Source organism: Pseudoalteromonas sp. SG41-1 (genome assembly GCF_014164575.1).
Taxonomy (GTDB): domain Bacteria; phylum Pseudomonadota; class Gammaproteobacteria; order Enterobacterales; family Alteromonadaceae; genus Pseudoalteromonas; species Pseudoalteromonas rhizosphaerae.
In genome coordinates, this window is record NZ_JACJFL010000144.1 from 1 (window position 1) to 244 (window position 244).

Consider the following 244-nt stretch of genomic DNA (forward strand, 5'->3'; position numbering starts at 1 on the left):
CCTTTGTTAACTGTAATATTCCGCTGTTTATTTAAAGGAAAGCAGGCTCTATACAGCCAAGTCGTTTGCCATTCCGTCAATAAAAAGCTGCCGTCGCCCGATTGGGCTGTCTATTTTGACCTTCATTTTGTCGATGTAGCTTAGCTTTTTACGCGATTCATCATTTTTAAACTGAACTTGCCGTCCTGTTTTTATAGGTGGCTTTCGCATACATTGCTGTTGCAGTGGGCATACCTTGCAATCT

General features: G+C 41.8%; 1 protein-coding gene. It reads right to left on the reverse strand.

What is annotated here, in order from left to right; genetic code table 11:
- Positions 1-48 precede the first annotated feature (48 nt).
- Positions 49-244, reverse strand: a 196-nt coding sequence (locus tag H5203_RS23240) for a transposase (RefSeq protein WP_182820386.1), incomplete at its 5' end; no start/stop codon positions are given.